The organism is Methylobacterium variabile (genome assembly GCF_001043975.1).
In the GTDB taxonomy this organism is placed as follows: Bacteria; Pseudomonadota; Alphaproteobacteria; order Rhizobiales; family Beijerinckiaceae; genus Methylobacterium; species Methylobacterium variabile.
This window is the reverse complement of sequence record NZ_LABY01000488.1, coordinates 1-1,471: the sequence shown is the minus strand read 5'-3', so window position 1 is coordinate 1,471 and position 1,471 is coordinate 1. Positions and strand designations below refer to the sequence as shown.

At 71.7% G+C, this 1,471-nt stretch carries 1 protein-coding gene and 1 pseudogene; both read left to right on the top strand.

The window, feature by feature from the left end; all coding sequences use genetic code 11:
• A partial coding sequence (locus tag VQ02_RS34065) for a strawberry notch C-terminal domain-containing protein (RefSeq protein ID WP_209437110.1) occupies positions 1 to 1,053 on the top strand: 1,053 nt, incomplete at its 5' end.
• Between the two features lie 23 nt (positions 1,054 to 1,076).
• Positions 1,077 to 1,471: pseudogene (locus tag VQ02_RS34060) on the top strand (DNA primase); the annotation flags it as partial.

Sequence of the window (1,471 nt, the reverse complement as noted above, 5' to 3'; positions counted from 1 at the left end):
TTCGAGACGATGCCCGGGCTGACGCTCATCTCCGAGAGCGGCGCGATGCTGGAGGAGCTGCCGCCGATCGGCCGCTTCCTGAACCGCGTGCTCGCGCTGCGCATCGCGATGCAGAACCGCCTGTTCGAGGCGTTCGAGGAGCGCCTGGCCCTGGTGATCGAGGGTGCGATCTCGGCCGGGGTCTACGACGTCGGGGTCGAGGTCCTGACCGCGGAATCCTTCACCGTGACGGACCGCGAGGTGGCCTACACCCACCCGGCCAGCGGCGCCCACACCCATCTCCTCACGATCGCGGAGCGGCGCCGCCTCCGGCCGCTCGACCTCGCCACCGCCCTCGACATGATCGCCGACGGCTATGTCCCCGTGGTCAACGCGAAGTCCGGCCGGCCGGCGCTGATGGGGAAGGCCGCGAGCGAGACCCGTGAGGACGGCTCGGTGGTGGCGCGGGTGCGGCTCGTGCGCCCGCTTCAGCGCCAGCTCCTCGACCGCGACCAGTACGCCCGCTCGCACTTCGCCGAGGTCACGCTGGACGCCTTCCGAGCCTCTTGGCAGGCCGAGCTTGCCAGCCTGCCGGAGTTCGACGAGCGCACCCTCTACGTGGTCACCGGCCTGCTGCTGCCGATCTGGGACCGGCTGCCCGGCATCGACCTGCGCGTTTTTCGCCTCGTGACCGACGCGGGCGAGCGCATCGTCGGGCGCGTGGTCGACCCCGAGGACCTGCACGTCACCCGCGAGAAGCTGAACCTGGGAGCCGGCACCGCCATGGCCCCGGCGGAGGCCTACGCGGCGGTGATCGGGGGCCGCGCCAGCCTGCAACTCGCCGGCGGCCTCCAGGTCAAGCGCGTGAGAGTGATGAACGAGAACCGGGTGGAATTGATCGGGGCGAGCGAGAGCGCGCGGGCGGGGCTCAAGACGTTGGGGCTGTTCTCCGAAGTCATCTCCTACCGCACGCGCCTGTTCATCCCCGCCGGCGAGCGCGGGGCGACGGTCCTCGCGGCGGTGTTCGAGCGTCATGCGCTCTTACGTTGCGTCGCCGCCCACGCTCACGCTTGATAGACGAATTGCGGAGGCCGACCATGCCGACCCATCCTACCGCCGCGGACCTTTCCCGCCAGCTCGCCGACAACGTCGAGGCGTTCTGCCGGCGCTACCTCTCGAACGGCCACCGGAACGGCCGGTGGTGGTGCGTCGGCGACGTCCACAACACGGCGGGCGGGTCGCTGTACGTGCGCCTCACCGGCCCGAGCCGCGGCAAGGGCGCTCGCGGCAAGTGGAGCGACGGGGCGACCGGCGAGCACGGCGACCTGCTCGACGTGATCCTGTTCCAGAACGGCGAGGACTGGAAGGCGGCCCTGGCGGAGGCGCGGGCGTTCCTCAGCCTGCCCCAGGCGCCGGAGCCGGAGCGAGCCCGTCCACTCCCGGAGGCGCGCGACACGACCGAGTCGGCTCGGCGGATGCTGCGCTACGGGCG